Below are 21,069 nucleotides of genomic sequence, written 5' to 3'. Positions count from 1 at the left end.
CGGCAACGCGCCCGTTGCCCCTCGGGAGGCGGTGTGCGCCCCTCCACTGGCGCGCCCCCACGGGGCCGCGAGACCCGGGGGGGCCGGGGGGTCTGGGGGGTTCGGGAAGCCCGGAGGGCCGGGGGGTCCAGGAGGTTCGGGAGGTGAGCCGGCCGGGGGTCAGCCGGCTCGGGAAGGTCGGGCCGCGAGCATGCCCCATCCCGTCGGGACCGCTCCCGGACCGCGCGACCGGGGGCGCCGCGACACCTGGCGGGAGCGCCACACGCGCGAGCGCGGCCCCGCCCGTCGTGCGCGCCGGACACGCCGTGGGAAGAGTTCCCCCGGAGTTCGTTCGCCGGTCGCGTGGGCCGGCGCGGCGGTAACGGGCGGGCCGGGCGGCGGTAGGGCGGGGCCGGTGGCCGGGGGCGACGGCGCGGGCGGGGGTGTTCGCGGGCGGGGGCGATGCGCCGGGCCGGGGCGGGCCCGGCGGCGGTGACCTGCCCTGACCTGGCCTGACCCGCCCGGGCGGGAGCGGGCGGGGCCCGGTGGGTGGACGGGGGCGGGGGTTGGGTGGTCGGGTGGGAGGCGGGCGCGACGGGGCCCGGGCGGTGGCGTGCGCACGTGCGACCCTCTTGCTCGGCCGACCGCCCGATGGCGCATCCTTTTGATGGCGTTGACGGCGTCACTGGCGCACCGCGGAACCCCGGGGGACATCGTGAGACGAGTGATCGACGACCGCTTCGAGCTGAGAGAACGGCTCGGCGGCGGTGGCATGGGCATGGTGTGGCGGGCCCTTGACCTGGCCCTGCACCGCGACGTCGCGCTCAAGGAGGTGCGCCCGCCGGACCCGGCGCTCGCCGAGTACGACCCGGCGGCGGCCCGGTTGCTGCGGGCCCGCGTGCTGCGCGAGGCCCGCGCCCTGGCGCGCGTCGACCACCCCAATGTGGTGACCATTCACCACATCGTGGACGGCGGCGACGACGCGTACCCGTGGATCGTCATGGAACTGGTCGCCGGCGGCTCCCTCCAGGGCCGACTCGACCGGGGCCCGATGGCGCCCGCCGAAGCCGCCCGGCTCGGCGGCGGGATACTCGCGGCGCTGCGCGCCACGCACGCGGTCGGCATCGAACACCGCGACGTCAAGCCGGCCAACGTGCTGCTGCGGCGCGACGGCCGGCCCGTGCTCACGGACTTCGGTATCGCCGCCATCCGCGAGTCCACCAGTCTCACGGCCACCGGCTCGATCATCGGCTCACCCGACTACATGGCCCCCGAACGCGTGCGGGGCAAGCCCGGTGGCCCCGCCGCCGACTTCTGGTCGCTGGGCATGCTGCTGTACGTCGCCGTCGAGGGCCGCCACCCGCTGCGCCGCGAGAACACGCTGGCCACCCTCGCCGCCGTACTCCACGACGACGTGCCGCCGCCGCGCCAGGCCGGCCCGCTCACCGAACTGCTGACGCTGCTGCTGGTACGCGACCCGGACGCGCGCCCCGACGCCGAGACCCTGGACCGCATGCTCACCACGGCCATGGCGGTGGCCGAGGCGACGGGCGACCCGACGGGCGCGGGTACCCGCGCGGGGGCGGGCGTCGCCGGCGGCGCGCTGGCCGCCGGCGGCCCCGAGCCACGGACCACGGCCCCGATGAACACCGCGGACCTGGACGAGACGGCCCCGGCGCCGGGCCCCGGCGACACGCCGCCCGCGCCCACCTCGTTCCCGCTGGCCCCACCGAGCGGCCAGACCCCGCTCGCGGGCCACGGGGCGGGGGCGGGGAGCCCGGGCGGCGCGACGGGCTCGGGCGGTGTCGCGGGCTCGGGTGGTACGGGCGGTACCACGGGCTTGGGCGGCACGACGGGGGCGAGCGGCACGGCGGGTGTCGGGGCGGGCTCGGGCGGCACGGGTACGGCCGGTGCCGGGGCGGGCGCGGGGATGACCGGTGCCGGTGCGGGCTCGGGGATGACCGGTGCCGGTGCGGGCCAGGGCGCGGGTGCGTCGGGTGCGCGCGTGGGGGCGGGGGCCGGGGTGGGTCCGCTGGGCGCGGGGGCGGGTTCTCCCTCGGGGGCGACCGGCGCGGGCACGCGCTCCGGGTCGACCGGCGCGGGAGCCGGGCCGACCGGCGCGGGGACTGCGGGGCGCGGCGGGTTCGGCGACAGCAGGGCGTACCGGATCAGCCCGCCGCCCGCCCCCGACCCGGGCGCCGCGCGGCGCCGGCTGCGGACCAGGCGGCTGACCACGGCCGCCCTGGTGCTGGCCACCGCGGTCGCGACAGCGGCGGTGCTGTGGGTGGCGCTGCCCCGGCCCGACGACAAGACGGGCGCCGCCGGCTCCCGCCAGACACCCGGGCCCGGCCAGTCGGCGGCGGACACCACGCCCCAGCGCGACACGTCCTCGACCTCGACACCCCCGTCGGGCGCGCCCGCAGGCGGCACCGACCAGGTGACCAACCTGCTCACGCCGGACGGCATCCGGCAGGCCGTCGCCAAGCTGCGGCCGGTCATGGGCGGCAGCAGGGTCACCGGCTTCGTGGTCTACCCCGAGCACATCTCGGCCGAGGCGCTCGTCAAGGGCAGCACCAAGCGCTACGACCGGTTCAGCTACCGGGGCGGCGAGTCGGCCGTCCGGGACGGCGCGGGCGGCACGACGATGACCGGCACCCAGCCGGTGGACCTGAACGCCTTCGACTGGGACGCCCTGCCGGACCTGATGCGCAAGGCGGACAAGTCGCTCAACGTCGACCAGCCGACCAGCCGCTACCTCGTCGTCAGCCCCGCCTCCACCACCTTCGGCGACGGCCCCAGCATGAGCGTCTACCTGTCCGACGACTACGGCTCCGGCTACCTCAAGGCCAACCCCCGGGGCGAGGTCATCGCCACCTACCCACGGGACAAGTAGCCACCGGAGCGGGGCGCGGGGGGGCGGTGACCCAGCAGGGCGGCGGGGTCGCGGCGCACGCGGCGGGGCGCCTGCGGCTGACGCCTACGTCGTGACACGCGCGGCGCGGCAGCGCGCACCCGCCGCGCGGCGCGCACCCGGCCCGGACGCGAGACGGGGCGGGCGGGGAGCGGGGACGGGGCCGTTGGGGACCTGGGGCGGCGTTGCCTAGCATGGGCCGGTGGACATCTCCCGGCTGCCCGCGGGCGCTCGACAACGACGTCGCACCGAGATGCGCGCGTTCCTGCGCTCGCGCCGCGCCCGGCTGACCCCGGCGGACGTGGGCATGCCGGCCGGGCGCGGGCGGCGCACGCCGGGACTGCGGCGCGAGGAGGTGGCGGTGCTCGCCGGCGTGGGCGTGTCCTGGTACACGTGGTTGGAGCAGGGCCGGGAGATCAACGTGTCGGCGGAGGTTCTGGACGCCGTCGCGGCGGTGTTGCGTCTGGACGCCGCCGAGCGGGAGCACCTGTACCTGCTGGCCGGGCTCAACCCGCCGCCCCCACCCCCGGGCGAGCGGGAGGTCTCTCCCGCGCTGCGCCGGGTGATCGACGGCTGGCTGCCGCGCCCCGCCTACGTCATCGACCGACACTGGCGGCTGGTGGCCGTCAACCACGCCGCCCGCCTGGTGTTCGGATACACCGAGGCCGACCACAGCTGTCTGGTCAGCTTCTTCTGTGACGCCCGCTTCCGCTCGGCCCTGCGCCACTGGGAGGAGGCGGCGCGCGAGATCGTCGGCCAGTTCCGCGCCGACGCCGCCCGCTACCCGGACGACCCGGAGTTCGGCCGGCTGGCCCGCGACCTGTGCGCCGCGAGCCCCGCCTTCGCCGGGCTCTGGGCCGAACACCCCGTCGGCAGCGCGGCGCAGGGCGCCAAGACCCTGGACCACCCCGAGGCGGGCGAGCTGGTCTTCGAGTACACCACGCTGCCCCTGCCGGACCTGCCCGGCCACCGGCTGCTGCTGTACACCCCGGCGCCGGGCACCGAGACCGCGGCCCGACTGGCCACGGTGCTCGCTGCTCCGGAGCCGGCCCCGAAGCCCGTGCCAAAGTCCGCGTCGGAGCCGGTCCCGGAGCCCGCGTCGGGCTGAGGGTGGTGGTGACGGACCCGGGTCCAGCCGGCACTGTCGGGCCCGTGCGACCCGGCCGAGGATCGCTCACATGCAGCGATTCACCCACACCACCGCCCTGATCACCGGGGGCACCAGCGGCATGGGCCTGGCCACCGCGCGCCGGCTTCTCGACGAGGGCGCGCACGTCGTCGTCACCGGCCGCGACCCGGCGCGCCTGGATGCCGCGCTGGCCCACCTGGACGCCCCCGGCCAAGCGCTCGCGGTACGGGCCGACGCCACCTCCCGCGCCGACCTCGCCCACCTGGTACGCGAGGTCGAGACCTGGCGCGGCACGCTCGACGTGGTCTTCGCCAACGCCGGTGTCGGCGTCTTCAAGTCGAGCGCCGAACTGACCGAGGAGGACATCGACCACACGGTCGACGTGAACTTCAAGGGTGTCTTCCGCACTCTGCGCGGCGTGCTGCCGCTGCTGCGCGACGGCGGCGCGATCGTCATCAACGCCTCCTGGACGCTGCGTCGCGGGCTGCCCGTCGCGTCCGTGTACTCCGCCAGCAAGGCCGCCGCGCAAAGCCTCGCCCGCACCCTGGGCTCCGAACTCGCCCCGCGCGGCATCAGGGTCAACTCCGTGAGCCCCGGCTACATCGACACCCCCATGTACCGGGGTGCCAACGCGGACCCCGACGCCGAGGCCCGGACCGCCGCCGAGGTCCCGCTGGGCAGCCTCGGCCACCCCGACGACGTCGCGGCGGCCGTGGCGTTCCTGGCCTCCCGGGATGCCGCGTACATCACCGGTCAGGACCTGGTCATCGACGGTGGCCTGCTCGGCTGCGTCCCCGTGGCGCGATGAGCGAGCGGTCGACACCGGACGCGCGACGCGCGCGGCACCCGGCGAACTCCCCGGGGCCGGTGGGGACGGCGGGCGCCGGGCCCGGGGGCGAGCGGCGGCCCCGGCCGGCCCTGACCCTGGTCGCCGTGCTGGTGGCCCTGCTCGTCCTGCCGACCTCGGTGACCGGGTCGGGGGTGGCGCTCCCTCACATCGCGCGGGACACGAACGCGTCGCTGGAGGCGTTGGGGTGGGTGGTGCACGGCTACAACCTGACCTTCGCGAGCTTCATGCTCGCCTGCGGCTGCCTGGCCGACCTGGTCGGCCGACGCCGCGTGTTCGCCGCGGGCGGCCTGCTGTTCGCGCTCGCCTCGGCGGCGAGCGCGGCCACCAGCGACATCGTCGTGCTCGACGTACTGCGCGGCGCGGCGGGTGTCGGCGCCGCCGCGCTGCTGACCAGCGGCGTCTCCCTGCTGGCCGCGACGTTCACGGGCCCAGCGCGCGGCCGGGTGTTCGCGGCCGTCGGCATCGTGACGGGCGCCGGACTCGCGCTGGGCGCCATGGCGGCGGGCGTGCTGTCGGACGCGCTGGGCTGGCGGTCCTTCTTCGGGCTGCACGCGGTGCTGACGCTGCTGGCGCTGTGCGCCGTCCCCTTCCTGCGGGAGTCGCGCGGCACGGCGGCGACACGGGTGGACTGGGTGGGCACCGCGACCCTGGTGACCGGCCTCTTCCTGCTGTTGCTCGGCACGGTCGAGGGGCCGCACTGGGGCTGGGGCAGTGGCGGCGTACGGGGGCTGTTGGCCGGCGCGGCGCTGCTGCTCGCGGTCTTCGTCGCCTGGGAGCGGCGCGCCCCGTACCCGATGCTCGACCTGGGGCTGCTGCGCAACGCCAGGTTCCTGGCGCTGTGCCTGATCCCCGTGGTGGTCACCTTCTCCTTCGTCGTGCTGCTGCCGCTGCTGCCGAACTACCTGCTGGTCGCGCACCGGACCTCCAGCCGAGCGGCGGGCGCGACCATGCTGCTGATGACGCTGCCGATCCTGGGCACCCCGCTGCTGGCCGGCGGGCTGCTCCGGTGGGGCCTGTCCACCCGGCACGTGTTCGGCCTCAGCCTGGCGTGTCTGACCGTCGGCGTGGGCTGGCTCGCCGTCGTCCTCCAACCGGGAGCGGGCCCGGTGACGTTGGCCGGGCCCCTGCTCACCCTCGGCGTCGGCCTCGGCCTCAACTTCGGGCTGGTCGACGGCGCGGTACTGGACGCCGTGCCGCCCGAGGCCACCGGGGCGGCGGCCGGCTTCCTCAACACGTTACGGCTGGGCAGCGAGGCCCTGGTCATCGCCGCGGCCAGCTCGGCCCTGGTCGGCCTGACGCGCGGCCGACTGGCCGACGAACTCGGCCCCTCCCCCGCCTCCCCGGGCGGGTCCGGACGGCTGACCGCCGCGGGGCTGGCCGACAGCGCGAACGCCGGCGACCTCACGGGTCCGCTGTCCACGCTGCCCGCCGACGCCAGGGCCGGGCTCCTGGACCTCGTCGCCCGGGGCCTGACCGACGCCTGGCAGACCGTCCTGTGGGCGAGCGCGGCGATCTGCGCGGCCCTGTCCGTGGTCGTCCACGTCCTGCTCGCCGGCCCCGGCGGGGGCGCCCCCGAACCCGGCGCCCCGGGCCCGGGGTCGCCCGAGGCGCCCGCTACGCCGGCGGAGGCGTGCGCGTGAGGAGGCCGCGGTCCAGGGCCACCACCACCGCGTGGGTGCGGTCGCTGACGTCCAGCTTGGCGAAGACCCGCAGCAGGTGGGTCTTGACCGTGGCCTCGCCGATGACCAGCCGGCGGCCGATCTCCGCGTTGGACAGGCCGTCGGCCACCGCGCCCAGCACCTCCAGTTCGCGGCCGGTCAGGGCGACGGGGGCCGGTCGGCGCAGCCGGGCCACCAGGCGTTCGGCGACCTGGGGGGCCAGCACCGTCTCGCCCCGGGCCGCGGCCTCGATCGCGGCCACCAGCTGCTCGCGCGAGGCGTCCTTGAGGAGGTAGCCCACGGCCCCCGCCTCCACCGCCCGCTCGATCTCCGCGTCGGTGTCGTACGTGGTGAGGATCAGCACCCGGGTCGCCGTCGGGCCGGCGACGATCTCCGCGGTGGCCGTGACCCCGTCCATGCGCGGCATCCGCAGGTCGAGCAGGGCCACGTCGGGGGCCAGGGCGCGCGTCGCCGCCACGGCCTCGGCGCCGTCGGCCGCCTCGCCCACGATGAGCACGCCGGGTTCCGGCGCCAGCAGGGCCACCACGCCCGCGCGCATCACCGCGTGGTCGTCCGCCACCAGGACCCGGATCCGCCGCCCGCCCCCCTCGGGCGCGGGCACCGGTCCGGCGGCCGGCGCCGGGTCCGTGGCGGACGTGCCGGCGGCCGGCCGGGGGGGTTCTTCGCGGGAGGCAGGGGTGGCGGGGGCCCTGTCGTGCGGCCTCGTCGGCTTCGTCATCTGCGCTACGACTCCTCGTGATCGGTGCGGGGGACGGTGGCCAGCACCCGGGTGCCGTCCCCGAGCGAACTGGTCACCTTCAGCTCGCCGCCCAGCTCGGCCAGCCGTTTGCGCATGCCGTCCAGACCGAAGCCCTCCGCGTCGCTCACCACGAACCCGCGCCCGTCGTCCATGAGCTCCAGCTCGACCCCGTACGACCGCGCGGCCAGCAGCACACTGACGGTAGAGGCCCCGGCGTGTTTGCGCACGTTGGCCAGCGACTCCTGCGCGCAGCGCAGCAGGGCGATGCGGACGTGCTGGTCGCAGGCGACGTCCGGCAGTTCGGCGGTCACCGTCAGGCCGGTGTCCTGCGCGAACCGGTCCACGGTGCGCCGCAGCGCCTGGGCCAGCGTGCCGGGGGCGGCGCCGGTGTGCGGGGCGGCGCCGACCAGCGCGCGGGCCTCGACCAGGTTCTCCCGCGCGGTGCGCTCTATCGAGCGCAACTGGTGGGCGCTGCGGTCCGGGTCGCTGGCCACACCCGAACGGGCCGCCTCGGCCAGCGCGATGATGGACGCGAAGCCCTGGGCCAGCGTGTCGTGGATGTCGCGGGCGAGCCGTTCGCGTTCGTCGGCCGCGCCCTGCCGCTGGTGGGCCTCGGCCAACCGGCGCTGGGCCCGCGCCAGTTCGGCGGCCAGCGCGTCGGCCCTGGCCCGGGTCAGGCCGACGAAGCGGTAGATCCACAGGCCGAGTCCGACGCCGGCGGCGTAGGCGAGGAAGGTGGCGACGAGGTTGCCGGTGAACAGGTCGGGGCTGGGGCCCTGGGGCGCCTCGCCGCCCAGCGCCGTGGCCACCGCCGCGAACCCGCTGAGCTTGATCGCGGACCGGGGCCCGTCGGCGAAGACCCAGAACTGCGGGAGCGCCGCCACGTACAGCGCGGCGGCGCCCCCCAGGAGGTACGACGCGGTGCCGAGCAGCAGCCCGAGCAGCAGCAGCCAGGCCCGGGGGCGGAGCGCCGGGCGGCGCGCGGCGAGCAGCAGCGCCCCGTATCCGGCGGCCAGCAGGGTGATCAGCGCCGCCGCCACGTACTGCTCGGCCCGCGTCCCGTCGCGTACGGCCAGTGCCGTCGGCCCCAGGCCCAGGGTCACCCAGCCCACGCCGTACCAGAGGTGGAACCTGGCGGTGAGGAACCAGTCGGCGGGCTGGGGCAGGGGGGCCATGCGGCTCACCCTACGGTCGCGGGGCCGCGACGGCGCCGGGCGGCCGGTCAGGGGGCGGGGTGCGGGGCGGACGGCGCCACGGGCCGGGCGGCGTCGGTGGCGGGGTGCGCGGCGGACGGTGCGGCCGAGCCCGCCGCCGGCTGGCGCTGGGCCCGGCGCACGCCGTGTGAGGGCCACCAGTTGGCCTCGCCGAGCAGCAGCATCAGCGCCGGCAGCAACAGCATCCGGATGACGAACGCGTCCAGCAGGACGGCGACCGCCAGCACGTAGCCGATCTGCTTCATCTCGATCAGGTGCAGCCCGACGAAGCTGGCGAAGACCGTCACCATCACCACGGCCGCGCTGGTGACCACGCCGGCCGAGCGGCCGATGCCCTCGGTCACGGCCTGCCGCGTCGGCACGCCCGTCAGCGCCGCCTCCCTGATCCGGCTGACCACGAAGACCTGGTAGTCCATGGAGAGCCCGAAGAGGATGACGAAGAGGAACAGCGGAACCCGGGAGCCGATCGAGCCCGTGGAGTCGAAGCCCAGCAGGTTCTCCGCCCAGGAGTGCTGGAAGGTCAGCACCAGCACGCCCACCGAGGCCGCGGCCGAGAGCAGGTTGAGCAGCACGCCCACCAGGCCGAGCACCACGGAGCGGAACGCCCACACCGTCATCGCGAACGTGACGACCAGCAGCGCCCCGATGATCAGCGGCAGCTTGTCCTTCTGGTGCGCGGGGTAGTCGGCGTAGCGCGCCACGTCGCCGGTGACCGCGACCTCGGCGCCGGCCACCGTGCCGACGGTGGCGGGTACGTAGGTGCCACGGACCGTGCGCAGCGAGTCCTGGGCCGCGTCGGTGCTGACGTGGTGCGGCACCTGGAGCTGGAGCAGGGTGGTCCGCTTGTCCCGCGAGGTGGCCAGCGTGCTCTGGCCGGACAGGCGCGGGTCGTCCTTGGCCTCGCGGGCCAGGTCGCGCAGGGCCCTGGTGACGGCGGCCGAGCGCGAGGCGTCGGCGCGCACCACCACCTGGTGCATGGCCTTGAGTTCGGGGAAGGCGGCGTTCTGCCGGTCGAAGACCCGCATGGCCGGCACGGAGCGGGAGTGCGTCTCGCGGCCCATGTCGGTCAGGTTCAGGGCCAGGGCCGGGGCGGCCAGGGCGAGCAGCGCGAGCACGGTGGCGCCGAGCGCCACGGCGGGCCGCTTGCCGACGCCGCGCAGCACGGCCACGGTGGCCCGGCCGGGGCCGGTCGCCCGCTGCTTACGGGGGCGTACGGGCTTGCCGCCGCGCTCCGCGCGCTCCGCCCGGCGCGCGGCCCGCCGCTCGGCGCGCGCTCCGAGTACGGCCAACAGGGCCGGCAGCACGGTCAGCGAGCTGAGGACGGCGACCAGGGTGACGACGATGGCGCCGACCGCGATCGAGGAGAAGATGACGTCGTCGGCGAGGAAGAGCGTCGCGGACGAGGCGGCGACGGCCAGGCCGGAGAGGACGACGGCCCGCCCGGAGGTGGCGGCGGCCAGCTCCACCACGGCCGGTGGTGCCAGTCGGCCGCCCGCGCGGGCCCGTTCCTCGCGCTCGCGCTTGAGGTAGAAGAGGGTGTAGTCCACGCCGACGGCCAGCCCGATCAGCAGGATGACGTTGGTGCCTACGCCCGCGTCGGGGAAGGCGTGCGAGGCCAGCATCGACAGGCCCAGGGACGCGACGATGGAGGTCAGCGCGAGCAGCAGCGGCACCAGGGCCATGGCCACCGAGGCGAACACCAGCAGCAGCGTGAGCACGGTGACCGGCAGCGCGATCACCTCCGTACGCGCCAGGTCGTCGCCGCGCTGGCCGTCCACGCCCTTGCCGATGGACGGCGAACCGGCCTCCTCGACGCGCAGTTCGGGGTGGGCCTTCTGGACGGCGGCGGTCTGCGCGAGCAGCGGGTCGACGTGCTTCTTGCCGTCGCGCTCGTCGCCGTGCAGGGTCACGTCGACGCGCAGGGCCGCGCCGTCCGCCGAGCGCACCGGGGCGTCCACCGCGCGCACCTCGGGCAGCGCGCGCATCCGCTCGGCCACCTCGCGGGCCGCGCCGTCCGCGGCGGCCCGGTCGATCGGCCCCGTGCCGGGCGGCGCGGTGATCAGCACCCGTTCCACGGGCCGCTGTTGCAGACCGCCCTCGGCCGCCATCGCCTCGGCCCGCCCGGCCTCGCCGATGCGGTAGTCGGCCGAGGTGGCCGGGTTCCCGCCGATCACGATCCCGGCGCCCAGGCACAGTGCCACGAACACGAACCAGCCGACTATCGCGCGCCAGGGGTGCCCCGCGCTCCACCGTGCCATCCGAACAGGAAGATTCCTCATGCCGTTCATGCTGGTCGCGACGGGTACGCCGGCGACAGCGGCGACCGGTTGAACTTCCCGTCCACCGACCGGTGGACCCCCCGCGCCCACCGACCACGCCCGCCGTGCCCCGCCCCGCACGCCGCCCGCGCCCGCCCGGCCCGCGCGTACGCCCCCCTCGGGCGCCCCACCAGCCGCCGCGCGCACGCCCCGGTGCCCCCGCCTCCGCGTAGCCGCGAGCCCCGCCGAACGCCCCGGCTTCCGCCCCGTCACCGGCCGGGGCGCGCGTCGGTCCGACCCCGTCCCCCGGCCAGGCACCGGGGCACGCCGGCCCGCTCGCCCGGGGCCCGTCGGGGCAACGCCTCGCGCACACGAGGGCAAGGCCCCGCCGAAGCCGCGTCCCCCCAGGGCAGAGTCGAGGGCAACAACGCCCAACGGGCCGGGGGCGGCCACCGAGCGCCCCCACCACCCGTCCCCCGGCCCGACGTCTCGCCCGGCCCAGCCCGACGCCCCGCTCCCGCGCCGCACGGCCTCCCCCGTACGGGGCCCCGCGCCGAACCCCGCCGCCAGCCCTGGGGGCGGCCCCGCGCGACGTACGGCCGCCCACCCCCGGAACCCCACCGCCTCGCCCGGGGGCGCCCCCGCGGCGTACGGCCGTCACCCCGGCCCCCCACCCGCCCCGGGCGCGCCCTCTCGGCGTACGGCCACCGCCCAGGAGCCCCACCCCGTCGTGCGCGTCCGCTCGCCCGGGGTCCGGCCCGCCTCGTACGCCATCCGCTCCCGGGGCCCGCGTCGCGCGGGGACGTCCCGCCTCCTCGCGACGCGTGGGCGCCGCGCCACCGGCCCACCGTCCGCGCGGGAGCCCGGTCCGCCACGATCGGCCCGGCCCCGACCGCGTCGGGACCCGGGCGGCGGCCCGGCGCGGGTCGTTGTCCACCTGGCGGGACGGTCGTTGTCTCCCGGCCCGGCGCGGGGTGGGATCGGGGGCGTCCGCGCGGGAGCGGGGAGGGCCGGGCCGGGGTGGTGGCCGGGCGTCGGGTGCGGATCGTCGAGGGGCTGTCGTGGACTGGTCGGTCGGGGCGCTCGGCTTCGCCGCCGGGCTGCTGATATCCGTGACCACAGCGCCGGTGGGCGTCTCCGGGGCGGTCTTCCTGCTGCCCGTCCAGGTCAGCGTGTTGGCCGTGCCGAGCACGGCGGTAACGCCGACCAACCTGCTCTACAACGTCGTGGCCGGCCCCGGCGCCCTCCTCCGCCACTGGCGGGGCGGTCACCTCGGCGGGCCGCTGGCCCGCCTGCTCGTCGCCGGCACGCTGCCCGGTGTCGTCCTCGGCGCGACGCTCCGCGTCTTCGCCGTCCCCGGCCCGACCGTCTTCCGGCTGCTCGTCGCGGGGCTCCTGCTCCCCCTCGGGCTGTGGTTGGGGCTGCGGACCCTGCGCCCGGCGCCCGCCGCGGCCCCGCGCCCGCCCTCGCCGCGCACCACCAGAGCGCTGGCCTTGGTGGTCGGCGTCGTCGGCGGCGTCTACGGGATCGGCGGCGGTTCCCTGCTCGGCCCGATCCTCACCGGCCGTGGCGTCCCGGTCGCCACCGTCGCGCCCGCGGCCCTGGCCGCCACCTACGTGACCTCCGTCGTCGGCGCCGCCACCTACGCCCTGCTCGCCGCCACCACCACGGGCGACATCGCCCCCGCCTGGCTCCTCGGCCTGTCCTGCGGAGCCGGCGGACTCCTCGGCGGCTACCTCGGCGCGCGCCTCCAACCCCGCCTGCCCGAAACCGCGCTCCGCCTCCTGCTCGCCGCCCTGGCGACCGGCGTCGGCGCGCTCTACGCGGGACAGACCCTGACCTGACCGCCCCACCCCGACGGCCCGCGCCGCACGAGCCCCCGCCCCGACGGCCCGCGCGGGCGAGCCCCCCGCCCCTGCGGGGCGAGACCCCGCCCGCGCGAGGCGAGCCCCCCGCCCCCGCGCGGAGCGCCCCGGCGAGCAGCACCCCCGCGAGGCGTACCGCCACTTGTCAGCCACCACCACGTCCCCGGCGCTGCGCGGCACTCTGGCTCGTTGGGCCGTTCTGGCCGATGAGTGCTCCGCAGCGCACAGCGCCCACGCTGACCTCCCATTTCCCGGCAAACCCCGGCACACCTGTTCCTTGACATCCCGGATTGGTACAGGCCAATATCCGGCTGGTCTGCTCCAAGTCGCCCGGCCGTCCGATCCGTCGGCCCACACCCGCACCTCGGAGGTCCCCTCATGGCACGTAGCAGCCGTCCGGAACTCGTCAGGCTGGCCAACTCCGTCCTTCAACCGGGGTTCGTCGGCACCACCGCGCCGGACTGGGTGCGGCGCCGGATCGCCGACGGGCTCGGCTCCGTGGTGCTGTTCGGGCGCAACATCGACACGCCCGAGCAGGTGGCCGCGCTGACCGCGGCGCTACGCGAGGAGAACCCCGAACTCATCGTGGCCATCGACGAGGAGGCCGGCGACGTCACCCGCCTCGACGTGCGCAGCGGCGCCTCCTGGCCCGGCAACCTGGCCCTCGGCGCCATCGACGACCCCGACCTGACCGAGCGGGTGGCCCGCGACATCGGCCGGGCGCTGCGCGGCATCGGCGTCTCGCTGGACTACGCGCCCAGCGCCGACGTCAACTCCAACCCGATGAACCCGGTGATCGGCGTGCGCTCCTTCGGCGCCGAGACCGAACTGGTCTCCCGGCACACGGCCGCCTGGGTGCGGGGGCTCCAGAGCGCGGGCGTGGCCGCCTGCGCCAAGCACTTCCCGGGCCACGGCGACACCAACGTCGACTCGCACCACGGGCTGCCGCACTTCACCGCCGACGCGGAGACCATCGCCCGGGTCGCGCTGCCGCCGTTCACCGCCGCCATGGAGGCCGGCGTACGCACCGTGATGACCGCCCACATGCTGATCCCGGCGTACGACCCCGAGCTGCCCGCCACCCTGAGCCCCACCATCATCAACGACGTGCTGCGCGACCAGCTCGGCTTCACCGGCCTGGTGGTCACCGACGGCATCGAGATGGGCGCGGTCTCCGGGAAGTACGGCATCGCCGGCGCCACCGTGCGGGCGGTGGCCGCCGGCGCGGACGCCGTGTGCGTGGGTGGCGAGAGCGCCGCGGAGTCCACCACCGTCGACCTGGCCGAGGCCCTGGTGGAGGCCGTACTGGACGGGACGCTGCCCGAGGAGCGGCTGGCCGACGCGGCGGACCGGGTGCACCAGTTCGCCGCCTGGTCGGCCGAGCTGGCCCGACAGGCCGACACCGCGACCGACGCCTCCGACATCGGCCTGGTCGCCGCCCGCCGCGCGGTGCGCGTCAGCCGCCAGCCCGGCGCCGGCGCCGAACTGCCGCTGACCGGCGCCCCGCACGTGGTCGAGCTCTCGCCGACCATGAGCCTGGCCATAGACGGCCGCACCCCCTGGGGCGTGGCCGACCCGCTGCGCGCGCTGCGCCCGGAGACCACCTCCGTGCGGCTGACCGAGTCCGAGCTGGCCGGCGCCGGGGACCTGCTGGACCGGGCCGTGCTGGCGCCGGCCAACGGCCGCGAGCTGGTCATCGTGGTGCGCGACGCCGCCCGGCACCGCTGGATGTCGCAGGCGCTGGCCGGGCTGGTCAGCCGCCGCCCGGACGCGCTGGTCGTCGAGATGGGCGTACCCGTGGACGCCCCGCTGGGCGCCGTGCACCTGACCACCTTCGGCGCCACCCGCGTCTCGGGGATCGCCGTGGCCGAGGTGCTCACCGGCGCCGCCTGAGCCACCGACACCGGGCGGCCTCCCCATCCCACGCGGGGGCCGCCCCTCCGGCCGGGCCGGCGACCGGCCCGCCCGCGTACCGCGGGCGGACCCACTGTCGGCCCGTCAGATGGCATGCCCTCAGCGGGGGTTGACACCCCCAGTGGTCTAGTCCATCTTATGGGAAAGCGCGTTCGGCACGGGGGACGAGCCACTCTGGCTCCACAGCCGCATCCACGAGCCGGCCGACCGGAATCACGACGTCCGCCCAGGTCACGCCACGACCCGCCCCGGACGTCGCGTACGACGAGGTAAGGAGACCCGGCTCTGGCGCCACGGCGAACCACCAGTTCCACGACCGGTGCGCGCGGCCCGCGCGCCGCGCCCTGACCATCGCCGAGTCCCCACCTCTCGCGAGCTCTCCCGCGGACCCGCGACGCCCGGACGGCGCCCGCACCACGCGCGCCCCTCCGTCGCCACGACCCGCGGCCGGTGGCCACTCACCGCTCGACGAACCCGCGCGCGACCCGGCAGCCGCCCAGGATGGTCCCCGCACCGCGCTCCGTCGTGGAACGCCCCCGCACCCGCGCGTCGTCACCCCGCCGCCCGTCGCGGCGAACGGGAACGCGCCGCCTGCCCGACACCACGGGCCAGCCGGCCCGCCGTGCCCCCGACGACGTCACGGCGCGGGCGTCAGGTCGGCGAACAGCGACGTTCCCGGCCCCGCCCACGCGTCGCCGCCGACCCGTATCGCACCGACCCGTATCGCACCGCAGGACAGCCAGCCGGCGCGGGAGACCAGCCCGCGCCGTGGCGGCGCCGTGCCCGCGCGCCCCGACGCGGCCGGCCCTCCCAGCACCTTCACGCTCTGGAGACCTCGCATGCCCACGCCCGACGGATACCTCTACCGAGCCGCCTCGGAACGGCCCTATTTCAGCGCGGACGCCGACACCTACCTGGCGCAGACCCCGCTGCGGGACATCGACAAGACCCTGCCGCCCCGCGTGCTGTCGCCGGCGGACCTCGCCTTCTGGCGGGACTACGGCTACGTCGTCGTCAAGGAGGCCATCCCCGCCGCGTCCGCGCGCAGGCTGCTCGACTTCGCGTGGGAGTTCCAGGGCCTCGACCCCGACCGCCCCGACACCTGGTACCCCGAGCGCACCTTCCGCACCGACCTCGAACGCGACCTGTACGTGTACGGCTTCGTCGAGGCGTACCACCACCAGCTCCTGTGGGACAGCCGCCAGTCCCAGCGGGTCTACGACGCGTTCGTGGACGTGTGGGACTGCGCGGAGCTGTGGGTCACCCTCGACCGGCTCAACCTCAACCCGCCCAACCGGGGCAACCGCTCCCGCTCGCTGATCGAACCCACCGACGAGGGCTTCGACATCGAGCTGCACTGGGACGTCGACTCCACCCGCAGCGTGCTCCCGCAACGGGTGCAGGGCATCATCGCGCTCCACGACACCCGGCCCGAACTCGGCGGCTTCCAGTGCTCGCCCGAACTCTTCCACCACTTCGACCGGTGGAAGCTCGACCAGCGCCCCGACCGCGACCCGATCCGCCCCGGCACCGACCGCGCCGAGTACCCCGTCGTCCGCCCCGAACTGGGCGCCGGCGACCTGCTGATCTGGAACGGCATGCTCGCGCACGGCGTCGCCCCCAACACCTCCGCACAGGGCGTGCGCTCCGTGCAGTACCTGTCGATGATGCCCGCGCTGGAGGAACACCACGGGCTGCGCACCTCGCGCGTGGAGTCCTGGCGCCACCTGTCCACCCCCGAGTGGAACAGGACCCTGGTCGGCGACGCCACCCGGCACGAGTCGCTGCGCTACCCGACAGCCGAGCTGACCGACCTCGGCGAACGCCTCCTCGGCCTCACGTCCTGGAACGGCACGACCACCGAACGGTGAACCGGAGAGACGGAATGCGCGCTATCTGCCTGACCCTCCCGACCAATCGGCCCTCCGTGCCCATGGTCACGGCCCTCTGCGCCGAAGCCGCGTACGCGGTACGACACTTCCCCGTCGAGGTGCACGTCCTCGTGCTCGACTCGGCCGACCCGACGGCACGCGCCGCGCACGCCGAGGCACTGGCCTCGGTACGCGAGGTGCCCGGCGTCGTCCTCCACCACCTGGACGAGGACGCCCAACGCGCCTTCCTGCGCGAGGTCATCCAGCGCGCCGGGGTACCCAAGCCCGAGCTGACGCTCGACCTCATGCTGCCCGCCGACGTCTCCTACGGCGCCTGCACCAACCGGGCCTTCCTCATCGGCGCGGCCCTGGGCTGCGACTCCGTCCACCGCCGCGACTCCGACAGCTCCTACCAGGAGCTGGCCGGCGAACCCGTCTACCCGATCCACCACGAGCTGACCTCGATCGGCGAGGTGGCCCGCGAGGCCGCGCGCCGGGTGGACGCCACCGACCTGGAGGCCGCGTACCTGGAGCGGCCCGTGGTGCTCGTCGGCGCCTCCTTCGTCGGCGAACTCTCCGTGGACATCAGCGAGATACGCCAGCTCGACCCGGACGTCTACCACGACGTCGTCGGCCTGTGGGCGCCCACCCACTGGAGCGCGGAACAGAAGCGGGAGCTGGTGGACGAGTCGTTCACCGGCGCCGGCACCGAGCCCTTCACCGCCGACCACGCGCTGCTGACCGTCGTGGACCCGATGCGCCTGGACATGTGCAACATCAGCTTCCACCAGGTGCACGAGGCCGTCCCACTGCCACCGGCGACCAACACCATCGGCAGCGACTACTTCCTGATGCACCTGGTCCACGACGCGGCCCTACCCGGCGTCCTGCACAACCGGCACATCGTGAACTTCTACACCACCGAACGGCGCACCGACGCGGGCTTCGCCGCGTACCAGCTCCGCTTCACCAAGTTCTTCCTGTCCATGCTCTACCTCAACGCCGTCTACGACGCCATGGCCGAGGCCGGCCCCGCCCTCCTGGACGCCGACCACCAGGTGAACGCGGAACGCGTCAGCGCACTCGTCTGGGACAGCACGCGGCTGCCCGTGACCGAGAACGAGGAACGCCTGGACGTCCTGGAGCGCTCCTACCGCACGCTCGGCGGCCGGTACGCCACCTTCGCCCAGACCCTCGCGCCCCGCCGCCAGCACCTGCTGGACGAGGCCCGCCAGGACATGGAGGACTTCGCCCGGCTCATCGACACGTGGCGCCCCCTGGTACGGGCCAGCCGGACCGTCCGCGTCCACCCGCTCCACCGCTAGGGGCCGGACCATCCACATGTACGCCACCACACCGCTGCACACCGCCCTGGCCGCCGCGCACGAGGACCGGATCGTCTACGACCTGGCCGGCATCGCGGCCCAACACGCCACACTCGTACGGGAGTTGCCGGGCATCGGGGTCCGCTTCGCCATGAAGGCGTGCCCCGTGGACGAGGTGCTCGCGCGCCTGGCCCGGGACGGCGCCGGCTTCGACGCCGCCAGCCCCGCCGAGATCGCCCAGGCCCTGGCCGCCGGCGCGCCCCACGAGGCCGTCCACTTCGGCAACACCGTGAAATCCGACCGGCACATCGCCGAGGCCCACCGGATGGGCGTCCGCGACTTCGCCACCGACAGCGTGGAGGACGTACGGGCCCTCGCCCGCCACGCCCCCGGCGCCCGGGTCTTCTGCCGGCTGGCCACCGACGGGGCCGGCGCCCTGTGGGGCCTGAGCCGCAAGTTCGGCTGCACGCCCTCGGACGCCGTGCGCGTCATGGTCGCCGCCCGCGCCGCCGGCCTCACCCCGGCCGGCCTCTCCTTCCACGTCGGCTCCCAGCAGATGACCGCCGGCGCCTGGCGCACGGCGATCGACCGGACGGCCGGCGTCATCACCGAACTCGCCCGGCGCGGCATCCGACTCGACCACGTCAACCTCGGCGGCGGACTGCCCGCGCCCCACGGCACCGACCGCGCCGGCAACCTCCTCGACCCGCCCCTGGACAAGATCTTCGCCGTCCTCCGCGAGGGCATGCACCAGCTGCGCGCCGTCGCCGGCACCCCGCTGGACTTCCTCATCGAACCCGGCCGCCACCTGGTGGCCGACCACGGCGCCATCCGCGCCCACGTCGCCCGCCTGAGCGCCCGCGAGCAACTGGGCGGCGAGCGTGCCCACTGGCTCTACCTCAGCTGCGGCAAGTTCAACGGCCTGTACGAGATGGACGGGCTCCAGTACCCGCTGCACTTCCCCACCCACGCCGAGGACGCCCCCCGCGTGCCCGCCGTCATCGCCGGCCCCACCTGCGACAGCGACGACGCGTACGACGCCGGCGGCGCCCTCGTCCACGTCCCCGCCGACCTCGCCTCCGGCGACCCGGTCTGGATCACCTCGTGCGGCGCGTACGCCACCAGCTACACCACCCAGGGCTTCAACGGCTTCAGCCCGCTGCCCTACGCGTGGATCGACGGCGACCGCGCCGGACGCGGCACCACCGGGCCCCCGACCCCGCCCCCGCCACCACGGCCGCGACCGGAGGCACCCAGATGACCAGCGACGTACGCATCCGCCTCGTCGAGGACACCGACTGGACCGCCCTGGCCGCCCTGGAGGAACGCGCCTACGCCGGGCTCGGGCTCAGCGAGGGGGAGGCCGCGCTGCGCTCGCGGGCCCGCGTCTCCCCCGACACCTGCACCGTCCTGGACCGCGACGGGCACCTGGTCGGCTACCTCCTGGCCCTGCCCTACCCGCCCTTCCACAGCCCCGACCTGGCCCACGCGGAACCCACGAGCACCGCCACACCCACCCGCAACCTGCACCTGCACGACCTCGTCGTCGCCCCCGAACACCGGGGGGCCGGGCTGGCGCGCCGACTGCTGCGCCATCTGACGGCGACGGCGCGGGCCGCCGGGTACGAACAGATCTCCCTGGTCGCCGTCGCGGGCAGCGCGGCGTTCTGGGCGGGGCACGGGTTTCGCCCGCACCCCGAGGTGCCGCTTCCCGACAGCTACGGCCCGGACGCCCGCTACATGTCCGCGCCCGTGCCGACGGGTCGCCGCGCTCCCGCCCCCGGGCCGCCCCGCACCCCCCGCCCGGGGGCACCCGTGACCGACGAAGTGGGCTGATGCACATGTTGGGTGTTCGCGACCTGGGCGTTCGCGACGACTTCCGCCGGCGCCTGGTGGCGATCGCGGCGCTGTTCTGCGTCCTGGGCTTCCAGTACGCCACCTGGGCCGCACGGCTGCCGGCGCTCAAGTCCGACCTCGACCTGAGCGAGGCCGAGGTCGGACTGCTGCTGATGGCCGCCGGGGTCGGCGCCGCGATCTCCTTTCCCCTGGTGGCCCTGCTGAACCGGCGCCTGGGCTCACGCCGGCTGGCCCTCTTCTCGGGCCTGCTGCTGGGCGTGGTCCTGCTGGGCCTGGCCACGGCGCCCAACTACCCGCTCGCGCTGGCCGTGATGTGCTGCGACGGCGTGGCCGTGGGCTGCCTCAACGTGGCCATGAACGCGCAGGGCGCCGCGCTGGAGGCCCGCTACGACCGCACCGCGATGGCCAAGCTGCACGCGGTCTTCAGCGCCGGCTCGCTGATCGCCGCGCTGCTGGCCTCCGGCATGAACGCGCTGACCGACTCCGTCCTGGCGCACTTCGCCGCCGGCGCCGCGATCATCGCGCTGCTCATCGCCGGCGCCCGCACCAGCCTGCTGCCCGACCAGGCACCGGACGACGCGCCGGAGGAGGCGGCCGGGGCGGACCGGACGGCCGAGGCGGACACGTCCGGCGCGGCGGACACGGCGACGTCGACCGAGGGCACACCGGGCCCACCCCGCCGCCGGCTGAACCTGCCCGCCCAGGTCACCCTGTGGATGGGCGGCGCGATGGTCTTCGGCACCGTCACCGAGGGCGCCGTGAACGACTGGTCGGCCCTCTACCTCAAGGAGGTCGCCCACGCCTCGGCCCAGGTCGCGCCGCTGGGCATCGCCGTCGTCTCCGTGATGATGGTGGCGGCCCGCCTCTTCGCCGACGGCTGGCGCGCCCGCTGGGGCGACGGCCGCGTCGTGCGCGTCGGCAGCCTCCTGGCCGCCGCCGGCCTGACCCTGGCCCTGCTGGCCGGCGGCGTCGTACCCGCCCTGCTCGGCTTCGCCTGCATGGGCCTGGGCATGGCCGCCGTCACCCCCTGCGTGTACGTCGCCGCCGCCCGCCAGGGCTCCGACGCGCTCGCCCTGGTCGCCGCCATGGGCACCACCGGCCTCCTGGCGGGCCCCCCGGTCATCGGCTTCATCGCCCACGGCTCCAGCCTGACCTGGGGCATGGCCGCGGTAGCGGCCTCCGCCGCCCTCGTGGCCGCCTGCGCCACCCGCGTCCCCTGGCCCACCCCCGACCCCACCTCCCGCCCCACCGAACCAGCGGCGTCGTAAGGCCCGACCCCGCACCGACCAACGCGCCCCGGCCCCTGGACAACGTCCCCAGGGGCCGGGGCGCGTTCAGCCGTGGCCTCGCCACCGCCACCGCGGGTACCGATACGCACGGCCGCGGCCGACGCCACCCGAGGGGCCCCAGGCCCGAAACATCACCCCGGGCCCCGGGTGCCCGAGCCCCCTTCGCCACGTTCCGGTGACCGACGCCTA

15 protein-coding genes are annotated in these 21,069 nt (G+C 76.0%); 11 read left to right on the top strand and 4 right to left on the bottom strand.

Annotated features, from left to right (window positions below):
• Positions 1-703: 703 nt before the first annotated feature.
• From ACFVFR_RS25680 to ACFVFR_RS25665, 4 genes are all read left to right on the top strand, one after another.
• Positions 704-2,872: a serine/threonine-protein kinase gene (locus tag ACFVFR_RS25680; RefSeq protein ID WP_383705751.1), complete on the top strand. Its 2,169-nt coding sequence runs from the start codon at positions 704-706 to the stop codon at positions 2,870-2,872.
• 220 nt (positions 2,873-3,092) lie between these two features.
• On the top strand, positions 3,093-3,998 hold the full coding sequence (locus tag ACFVFR_RS25675; protein WP_383705749.1) for a helix-turn-helix transcriptional regulator: 906 nt from the start codon (positions 3,093-3,095) through the stop codon (positions 3,996-3,998).
• Between the two features lie 70 nt (positions 3,999-4,068).
• Entirely contained in the window at positions 4,069-4,827 is a 759-nt protein-coding gene (locus ACFVFR_RS25670; protein ID WP_383705747.1) for an SDR family NAD(P)-dependent oxidoreductase, read from the top strand.
• Positions 4,824-6,509, top strand: coding sequence for an MFS transporter (locus ACFVFR_RS25665; RefSeq protein WP_383705745.1), 1,686 nt, complete (start codon positions 4,824-4,826; stop codon positions 6,507-6,509). The genes ACFVFR_RS25670 and ACFVFR_RS25665 overlap by 4 nt, the downstream gene beginning before the upstream one ends.
• Here the strand turns inward: ACFVFR_RS25665 and ACFVFR_RS25660 are convergent.
• Genes ACFVFR_RS25660 through ACFVFR_RS25650 form a run of 3 tightly spaced genes read right to left on the bottom strand, consistent with a single transcriptional unit; the run spans position 6,484 to position 10,780 of the window.
• A complete protein-coding gene (locus ACFVFR_RS25660; RefSeq protein WP_383705743.1) occupies positions 6,484-7,266 on the bottom strand; it encodes a response regulator in 783 nt (260 codons plus the stop codon). The two genes, ACFVFR_RS25665 and ACFVFR_RS25660, sit on opposite strands and share 26 nt — an antisense overlap.
• 5 nt (positions 7,267-7,271) lie before the next feature.
• Positions 7,272-8,462, bottom strand: a complete 1,191-nt coding sequence (locus ACFVFR_RS25655) for a sensor histidine kinase (RefSeq protein ID WP_383705741.1) — start codon at positions 8,460-8,462, stop codon at positions 7,272-7,274.
• Between the two features lie 47 nt (positions 8,463-8,509).
• The gene (locus ACFVFR_RS25650; protein ID WP_383705739.1) at positions 8,510-10,780 is read right to left on the bottom strand and encodes an MMPL family transporter; all 2,271 of its coding nucleotides are present in this window, start codon (positions 10,778-10,780) and stop codon (positions 8,510-8,512) included.
• Positions 10,781-11,820: 1,040 nt separating this feature from the next.
• Between ACFVFR_RS25650 and ACFVFR_RS25645 the strand changes: the two genes are divergently transcribed.
• Both ACFVFR_RS25645 and ACFVFR_RS25640 read left to right on the top strand, forming a co-directional pair.
• Positions 11,821-12,603: a sulfite exporter TauE/SafE family protein gene (locus tag ACFVFR_RS25645; protein ID WP_383705737.1), complete on the top strand. Its 783-nt coding sequence runs from the start codon at positions 11,821-11,823 to the stop codon at positions 12,601-12,603.
• A 399-nt stretch (positions 12,604-13,002) separates the two neighbouring features.
• A complete protein-coding gene (locus tag ACFVFR_RS25640) occupies positions 13,003-14,517 on the top strand; it encodes a glycoside hydrolase family 3 protein (RefSeq protein WP_383705735.1) in 1,515 nt (504 codons plus the stop codon).
• Between the two features lie 658 nt (positions 14,518-15,175).
• Here ACFVFR_RS25640 and ACFVFR_RS25635 read toward each other — a convergent pair.
• Positions 15,176-15,385 (bottom strand): hypothetical protein, encoded by a 210-nt coding sequence (locus ACFVFR_RS25635; RefSeq protein WP_383705733.1) that lies wholly within the window; start codon positions 15,383-15,385, stop codon positions 15,176-15,178.
• On the opposite strand from ACFVFR_RS25635, the gene ACFVFR_RS25630 reads away from it, so the two are divergent.
• The 5 genes from ACFVFR_RS25630 to ACFVFR_RS25610 are packed head-to-tail and all read left to right on the top strand — an operon-like array spanning position 15,378 to position 20,859.
• Positions 15,378-16,409, top strand: coding sequence for a phytanoyl-CoA dioxygenase family protein (locus tag ACFVFR_RS25630; RefSeq protein ID WP_383705732.1), 1,032 nt, complete (start codon positions 15,378-15,380; stop codon positions 16,407-16,409). The two genes, ACFVFR_RS25635 and ACFVFR_RS25630, sit on opposite strands and share 8 nt — an antisense overlap.
• A gap of 14 nt (positions 16,410-16,423) precedes the next feature.
• Positions 16,424-17,734: a DUF6271 family protein gene (locus ACFVFR_RS25625; protein WP_383705730.1), complete on the top strand. Its 1,311-nt coding sequence runs from the start codon at positions 16,424-16,426 to the stop codon at positions 17,732-17,734.
• A 16-nt stretch (positions 17,735-17,750) separates the two neighbouring features.
• Positions 17,751-18,995 carry a type III PLP-dependent enzyme gene (locus ACFVFR_RS25620; RefSeq protein WP_383705728.1) on the top strand — a complete coding sequence of 415 codons (1,245 nt, stop codon included), beginning with the start codon at positions 17,751-17,753 and terminating at the stop codon, positions 18,993-18,995.
• Positions 18,992-19,570, top strand: a complete 579-nt coding sequence (locus ACFVFR_RS25615) for a GNAT family N-acetyltransferase (RefSeq protein ID WP_383705726.1) — start codon at positions 18,992-18,994, stop codon at positions 19,568-19,570. The genes ACFVFR_RS25620 and ACFVFR_RS25615 overlap by 4 nt, the downstream gene beginning before the upstream one ends.
• On the top strand, positions 19,570-20,859 hold the full coding sequence (locus tag ACFVFR_RS25610; protein ID WP_383705724.1) for an MFS transporter: 1,290 nt from the start codon (positions 19,570-19,572) through the stop codon (positions 20,857-20,859). The genes ACFVFR_RS25615 and ACFVFR_RS25610 overlap by 1 nt, the downstream gene beginning before the upstream one ends.
• Positions 20,860-21,069: the final 210 nt, after the last annotated feature.

The sequence above is a fragment of the Streptomyces sp. NPDC057702 genome, from assembly GCF_042799315.1.
Lineage (GTDB): Bacteria > Actinomycetota > Actinomycetes > Streptomycetales > Streptomycetaceae > Streptomyces.
Note: the sequence above shows the minus strand (reverse complement) of the source record. Positions and strands in the feature narration are given on the sequence as shown.

Bases quoted from the DNA above. Each gene is read 5' to 3' on its own strand.
- ACFVFR_RS25625 (WP_383705730.1), top strand. From the start codon at position 16,424: ATGCGCGCTATCTGCCTGACCCTCCCGACCAATCGGCCCTCCGTGCCC.
- ACFVFR_RS25630 (WP_383705732.1), top strand. From the start codon at position 15,378: ATGCCCACGCCCGACGGATACCTCTACCGAGCCGCCTCGGAACGGCCC.
- ACFVFR_RS25610 (WP_383705724.1), top strand. From the start codon at position 19,570: ATGCACATGTTGGGTGTTCGCGACCTGGGCGTTCGCGACGACTTCCGC.
- ACFVFR_RS25620 (WP_383705728.1), top strand. From the start codon at position 17,751: ATGTACGCCACCACACCGCTGCACACCGCCCTGGCCGCCGCGCACGAG.
- ACFVFR_RS25640 (WP_383705735.1), top strand. From the start codon at position 13,003: ATGGCACGTAGCAGCCGTCCGGAACTCGTCAGGCTGGCCAACTCCGTC.
- ACFVFR_RS25650 (WP_383705739.1), bottom strand. From the start codon at position 10,780: ATGAGGAATCTTCCTGTTCGGATGGCACGGTGGAGCGCGGGGCACCCC.
- ACFVFR_RS25665 (WP_383705745.1), top strand. From the start codon at position 4,824: ATGAGCGAGCGGTCGACACCGGACGCGCGACGCGCGCGGCACCCGGCG.
- ACFVFR_RS25615 (WP_383705726.1), top strand. From the start codon at position 18,992: ATGACCAGCGACGTACGCATCCGCCTCGTCGAGGACACCGACTGGACC.
- ACFVFR_RS25655 (WP_383705741.1), bottom strand. From the start codon at position 8,462: ATGGCCCCCCTGCCCCAGCCCGCCGACTGGTTCCTCACCGCCAGGTTC.
- ACFVFR_RS25660 (WP_383705743.1), bottom strand. From the start codon at position 7,266: ATGACGAAGCCGACGAGGCCGCACGACAGGGCCCCCGCCACCCCTGCC.
- ACFVFR_RS25670 (WP_383705747.1), top strand. From the start codon at position 4,069: ATGCAGCGATTCACCCACACCACCGCCCTGATCACCGGGGGCACCAGC.